The sequence below is a fragment of the Arhodomonas sp. KWT genome (assembly GCF_010993615.1).
Map to the genome: position 1 here is coordinate 1 of NZ_WNXE01000154.1, position 5,658 is coordinate 5,658.

The window sequence follows — 5,658 nt, forward strand, 5'->3', positions numbered from 1 at the left end:
GGAGACCAGGCGCTTGCCGGGGAAGTCGTAGCGCACCATCGCCATCGAGGCGAGCACGCCGATGGTGGTGGAGATCATGCTGGTGAGCGCGCCGAGCACCAGTGACGTCTGGAATGCACGAACGATGGCGTCGTTGTTCCACAGCTCGACGAACCAGCGCAGCGACAGGCCCTCCATGGGGAAACTGCCGAACTGGCTCGAGTTGAACGACAGCAGCATCACCACCGCCACCGGCGCGAACATGAACAGGTACACCGCGATCGTGGCGAGACGGATCGTCGACCAGCCGAGGCCCGTGTCCTTCATCGTGCCCCCCTATCGAAAGCTCTTCGCGATCTGGTCGATGCCCAGATAGCGGGTGTAGATGGCCACGAGCCCCCCGAGCAGGGCGAGCAGCACCAGCGACAGCGCCGAGCCCAGCGGCCAGTTGAGCTGGGTGATGATGGCCTCGTAGACGAGATTGGCGAACATCGCGTCGGTGGGGCCGCCGAGGATCATCGGGGTGATGTAGGTGCCCGCCCCGAGCACGAAGCACAGCAGGCAGCCGGCGGCGAGTCCGGGCAGCGACAGCGGCAGGGTGACCTCGCGGAACGCCTGCCAGCCGGTGCAGCCCAGGGACTTGGCGGCGTCGGTGAGGCTGCGGTCGATCCCGTCCAGGCTGACGTAGATGTTGAGGATCATGAACGGCAGCAGGAAGTGCACCAGGCCGAGGATCACGCTGGGCTCGTTGTAAAGCATCTGCAGCGGTTCATCGATGATGCCGAGCCACTGCAGCAGCGCGTTCACCGCGCCGGAGACGCCGAGGATGCTGATCCACGACATCGTGCGGATGATGTAGCTGATCCAGAACGGCAGCATCAGCAGCAACAGCAGGTAGGCCCGGTGGCGAAAGCGCGTGTAGGCGATGAAGTAGGCCGGGATGTAGCCGAGCAGGGCGCACACCAGCGTGGAGATGCCGGCGATACGCAGGGTCTGGCCGAGGATGTCCCGGTAGAACGGATCGGTGAGCACCTCGCGCCAGTTGTCGAGGTAGAAGCCGGCCTGCTCGGCGCCGGTGCCGGTGCGCAGCCAGAACGAGTAGACCACGATGAAGCAGGCCGGGATCGCCAGCAGCAGCGTGACCGCGGTCAGCGCAGGTGTCAGCAGCACCCACGGGCGGCGGTCCCCGCTCGCCGTCGCCGTTGTCGCCATGTGCCGTCCTCCTGTGGGGCGGGGCGTTGTGGTGTATGGGTGGGCGCCCGCCCCGCGGTGGTTGTTTTCAGTTAAGTAAGGGGTCGGGCATTTCGCAAATAGATAATCGGAATGCAGCGCATAGCGATGTGCTATGTTCGGGGCGGACGACAGACGCCGCAGGAGCCCGCGTGACCGGCACCGACGACCCGAGACAGCCGCTACGGCGCAACTTCGACTGGAACCTGCTCTACACCTTTCTGGTGATCGTCCAGGAGGGCTCCATCACCCGCGCGGCGGAGCGGCTGCTGTTCCGTCAGCCGACGGTGAGCAATGCCCTGCGCCGGCTCGAGGAGCAGCTCGGCAAGCGCCTGATCGATCGGGGTCCCGGGCGCTTCGAGCTCACCGAGCACGGCAGCGTGCTCTACCGGGAGTGCCAGGAGATCTGCGGCTCCATCGGGCGGCTGCGCCAGCTCCTGGACGACGACGGTGCCGAGCTCACCGGTCACCTCACCATCCACATGGCAAGCCACGTGGCCTTCCCGCCCCTGGACGACACGCTGGCGGCGTTCCATGCCCGTTTCCCCCGCGTGACCCTGGACATCGAGATCGGCACGTCCAGCAACGTCACCCAGGCTGTGCTCGCCAAGGAGGCGACCCTGGGGATCTGCCTGGTGCACCAGAAGCACCCGCGCCTGGACTACGAGCTCCTCTACCGCGAGCACTTCGGTTTCTTCTGCGGTCCGCACCACCGGCTGTTCCAGCGCCGCGGGCTGCGGCTGGCGGACCTGGGCGGCGAGACCTTCGTGTCGTTCCGCACGGACCAGCTCACCGACGCGCTGCGCCCGGTGGCGATGCTGCGCGCACAGCTCCCGGTGCAGGGGCCCACAGTGGGGACGTCGTCCAACCTGGAGGAGGTGCGGCGGATGATCGTCGCGGGGCTCGGCATCGGCCCGCTGCCGATCCACGTCGTCGACCGCGAGGTGCGCGACGGCGTGCTCTGGCAGCTCCCGCCCTACGAGCATCCGCCGGCAGTGGACATCTACGTCGTCACCAACCCGCGCTCACGGCTCGGCCGTGCCGAGCGGCTGTTCCTGGAGTTGCTGATCGCCCGTGCCGGGGTGCACGAGCAGGGGGCGCTGGAGCTGCCGGGCAACCGCCGGCTGCCGCCCCGGACGGGGTAATGGCCACGGCCCGGGCGGGGCCGCGGCCGGGCCGTCACCCGTGGCTGATGCGGGTGCCCAACACGGTGAGGAACTGCGCGATCCAGGCCGGGTGGGCCGGCCAGGCGGGGGCGCTGACGAGGTGGCCGTCGGTCACCGCGTCCGTGACCTCGATCTCCGCGTACTCGCCGCCGGCGAGGCGCACCTCCGGCGCGCAGGCAGGGTAGGCGGAGACCCGCCGGCCGCGGCCGACCCCCGCCGCCGCCAGGATCTGCGCGGCATGGCAGATCGCGGCGATGGGCTTGCCGGCCTCGTCGAAGTGGCGCACCGCGGCGAGGACCTGTTCGTCGAGGCGCAGGTATTCCGGCGCCCGCCCGCCGGGGAGGCACAGGGCGTCGTAGTCCGCCGGGTCGACGGCATCGAAATCGGCGTTGAGCGCGAAGTTGTGGCCGGGCTTCTCGGAGTAGGTCTGGTCGCCCTCGAAGTCGTGGATCGCCGTGCGCACGCTCTCGCCGGCGCGCTTGCCCGGACACACGGCGTCGACCGTGTGACCCACGGCCTGGAGCGCCTGGAAGGGCACCATGATCTCGTAGTCCTCGCCGAAGTCGCCGACGATCATCAGGATTCTGCGTCCGCTCATGACAGTCTCTCCCTTGCTGCGGGTTGCTCTGCGGTATCGCCGTCGCCCCGTGCCACGGTCAGGCTGCGCTTGGTACGGCGCAGCCGTTCCAGGGTGGCCTCGCCGCCGGCCACGGCGAGCCCGGCGGCGAGGACGTCGAGGATGGCGAGGTGGACCAGCCGCGACATCATGGGGGTATAGAGATCGGTGTCCTCGTCGGCCTCGGCGCCGAGCACGACGCTGCACCGGGCGGCGAGGGGGGAGTCCGCCGCGGTGATGCCGATCACCGCGGCGCCGTTGTGCCGCGCCCGGGCCACGCTCTCCACGATGGCACGGCTTCGCCCGGTGTGCGAGATCGCCACGACCACCGCGTTCGCCGGGACGATGGCCGCGGCCATGCCGTGGACGTGGGGGTCGGAGTAGGCGACCACCGGAATGCCGAGGCGGAAGAGCTTGTGCTGGGCGTCCGCGGCGACGATGCCGGAGGCGCCCTGGCCGTAGAGCTCGATCCGGCTCGCTCCGGCGAGCAGGGCCACGGCCGCCTCGATGCGTGCGGTGTCGAGGCTGCGGCGGGCCTGGAGCAGGGTCGTGACGGAGCGGTCCATGACCTTGGCGGTCAGCGATGCGATGCTGTCGTCCCGCTCGATGCCGCTGATCATGCAGGCGTCGCCGCCGGCCGTGTCCCGGGCCAGCGCCAGGCGGAACTGCTGGAAACCGCTGTGTCCCAGCGCGCGGCAGAAGCGCACCACGGTGGGCTCGCTGACCCCGGCACGGGCCGCGAGCGTGGCGATGGGGGCCTCGGGCACGGCGTCGGGGTCGGCGAGTACACACTCGGCGACCTTGCGCTCGGAGCGGCGCAGGCCCGGCAGGGCGTCGCGGATCTCGGCGAGCACGGACCGCGGTGCGGTGACGGGGCCGTCGCCCGGGTGTGGGGTGCTCATGCCGATCCTTCCCGGGTGTCGGCCCAGTAGAGCTCCACCGGGCAGTCGGCCTGGCGGGCGACGGCGGCGATGGGCAGCGGCTTCGCGGTGCCGGTCTCGGCCAGGGCGTCGTCGAAGACCGCGCGCTTGTCGCGGCCGGTGAAGTACACGATCAGGCGGCGGGTGGCGGCGAGCCGGGTTGCGGACTGCGTGAGCCGGCCCTCGGGGGCGACGGGGGCGGTCACCGCGGCGCAGTCGGCGTCCGGGCCGCCGGGGACCCGCCCGGGAAACAGCGAGGCGGTGTGGCCGTCGCCGCCCATGCCGAGGATCACGACGTCGTACGGGCGGGGCAGGCCGGCGAGGCGCTTGGAGCACGAGCGCGTCGCCTGCGCGGCGTCGCCGCCCGGGTCGCTCGCCAGGGGCACGAAACGTGCCGCCCGGGCCGCGCCGGTGAGCAGGTGCGTGCGTACCAGCTGCGCGTTGCTCTGGGGGTCGTCCGCCGGTACCCGGCGCTCGTCGGTGAGCGTGACCATCACCGACGACCACGGGAGCTCGATGCGGGCGAGCGCCCGGAACAGGGCGACCGGTGTGCGCCCGCCGGGGACCACCAGCGTGGCGAGGCCCCGGGCCTCGATGGCCTCGGTAAGGCTCGTGGCGACGCTCTGTGCCAGCGCGTCGGCGAGGGCGTCGGGGTCCGGGTGCTCGGCAACGCGGACGTCGGGTGTGGGGGCGGTGCGGGAGGGCATGTTCACGACTCCTCCCGCCAGGCCGATCCGTTGCGCCCGAGCAGGGCGCTGGAGGCGGCGGGCCCCCAGGTGCCGGCGGTGTAGGGCTTGGGTTCGTCCTCCGCCTCCCGCCAGGCCTGCAGGATCGGATCGACCCACTCCCAGGCGGCGGCGAGTTCGTCCCGGCGCATGAACAGGGTCAGCGAACCGCGCAGGACGTCCATGAGCAGCCGCTCGTAGGCGTCAGGCTGGCGCGCCTTGAATGCCTCGGCGAAGTCGAGATCCAGGTACACCGGGCGCAGCCGCATGCGATTGCCCCGGGACTTGGCCATGAGGTAGAGGCGCACGCCCTCGTCGGGCTGGAGCCGGATCACCAGGCGGTTGGGCTGGGGGCCCGCGCCCATGCCCTCGAACAGGTTGTGGGGCACGCCGCGGAAGTTCACCACGATCTCGGCGAGGCGCTGCTGCAGGCGTTTGCCCGTGCGCAGGTGGAACGGGACGCCGGACCAGCGCCAGCTCTCGAGCTCGGCCCGAAGGGCGACGAAGGTCTCCGTGGTGCTGTCCGCGGGGATGCCGGTCTCCTCCCGGTAGCCGGGGACCGGCTGGCCGTCGACGGCGCCGGCGCGGTACTGCCCGCGCACGGTGTTGCGCTGGACCTCCGTGCCCCGCAGCGGCTCCAGCGCGCGCAGGACCTTGAGCTTCTCGTCGCGCACGGCGTCGGCGTCGAGGCTGACCGGTGGCTCCATGGCGACGATGCACAGCAGCTGCAGCAGGTGGTTCTGGACCATGTCCCGCAGCGCGCCGGTGCGGTCGTAGAAGGCACCACGGCCCGCCACGCCGCCGTCCTCGGCGACGGTGATCTGCACGTCGCTGATCCATTCCCGCCGCCACAGCGGCTCGAAGAGCATGTTGCCGAAGCGCAGGGCCATCAGGTTCTGCACCGTCTCCTTACCCAGGTAGTGGTCGATGCGGTAGACCTGGGACTCGGAGAAGATCGCGCCGATGCGCTCGGAGATCGCCGTGGCGGAGGCGAGGTCGTGGCCGAGGGGTTTCTCCAGTAC

7 protein-coding genes are annotated in these 5,658 nt (G+C 70.9%); 1 reads left to right on the forward strand and 6 read right to left on the reverse strand.

What is annotated here, in order from left to right; all coding sequences use genetic code 11:
* Both G7A99_RS15465 and G7A99_RS15470 read right to left on the reverse strand, forming a co-directional pair.
* Positions 1–306, reverse strand: a 306-nt coding sequence (locus G7A99_RS15465; protein WP_371807625.1) for an ABC transporter permease, incomplete at its 3' end; no start/stop codon positions are given.
* 9 nt (positions 307–315) lie between these two features.
* Positions 316–1,191, reverse strand: coding sequence for an ABC transporter permease (locus G7A99_RS15470; protein WP_163141731.1), 876 nt, complete (start codon positions 1,189–1,191; stop codon positions 316–318).
* A gap of 170 nt (positions 1,192–1,361) precedes the next feature.
* Here G7A99_RS15470 and G7A99_RS15475 point away from each other — a divergent pair, with 170 nt between their 5' ends.
* Positions 1,362–2,354: a LysR family transcriptional regulator gene (locus tag G7A99_RS15475; RefSeq protein WP_163141734.1), complete on the forward strand. Its 993-nt coding sequence runs from the start codon at positions 1,362–1,364 to the stop codon at positions 2,352–2,354.
* A 34-nt stretch (positions 2,355–2,388) separates the two neighbouring features.
* Here G7A99_RS15475 and G7A99_RS15480 read toward each other — a convergent pair whose 3' ends face one another.
* The 4 genes from G7A99_RS15480 to zwf all read right to left on the reverse strand — a co-directional run.
* Positions 2,389–2,973 carry a DJ-1/PfpI family protein gene (locus tag G7A99_RS15480; RefSeq protein ID WP_163141737.1) on the reverse strand — a complete coding sequence of 195 codons (585 nt, stop codon included), beginning with the start codon at positions 2,971–2,973 and terminating at the stop codon, positions 2,389–2,391.
* Complete coding sequence (locus tag G7A99_RS15485) at positions 2,970–3,893, reverse strand: SIS domain-containing protein (RefSeq protein WP_163141740.1); 924 nt, start codon at positions 3,891–3,893, stop codon at positions 2,970–2,972. The genes G7A99_RS15480 and G7A99_RS15485 overlap by 4 nt, the downstream gene beginning before the upstream one ends.
* Positions 3,890–4,618: a 6-phosphogluconolactonase gene (pgl, locus tag G7A99_RS15490; RefSeq protein ID WP_163141743.1), complete on the reverse strand. Its 729-nt coding sequence runs from the start codon at positions 4,616–4,618 to the stop codon at positions 3,890–3,892. Before pgl ends, G7A99_RS15485 begins: the two co-directional genes overlap by 4 nt.
* Positions 4,619–4,620: 2 nt before the next feature.
* The coding region (zwf, locus tag G7A99_RS15495; protein WP_163141746.1) for a glucose-6-phosphate dehydrogenase at positions 4,621–5,658 on the reverse strand (1,038 nt) is incomplete at its 5' end.

Bases quoted from the DNA above. Each gene is read 5' to 3' on its own strand.
- G7A99_RS15470 (WP_163141731.1), bottom strand. From the start codon at position 1,191: ATGGCGACAACGGCGACGGCGAGCGGGGACCGCCGCCCGTGGGTGCTG.
- pgl (WP_163141743.1), bottom strand. From the start codon at position 4,618: ATGCCCTCCCGCACCGCCCCCACACCCGACGTCCGCGTTGCCGAGCAC.
- G7A99_RS15485 (WP_163141740.1), bottom strand. From the start codon at position 3,893: ATGAGCACCCCACACCCGGGCGACGGCCCCGTCACCGCACCGCGGTCC.
- G7A99_RS15480 (WP_163141737.1), bottom strand. From the start codon at position 2,973: ATGAGCGGACGCAGAATCCTGATGATCGTCGGCGACTTCGGCGAGGAC.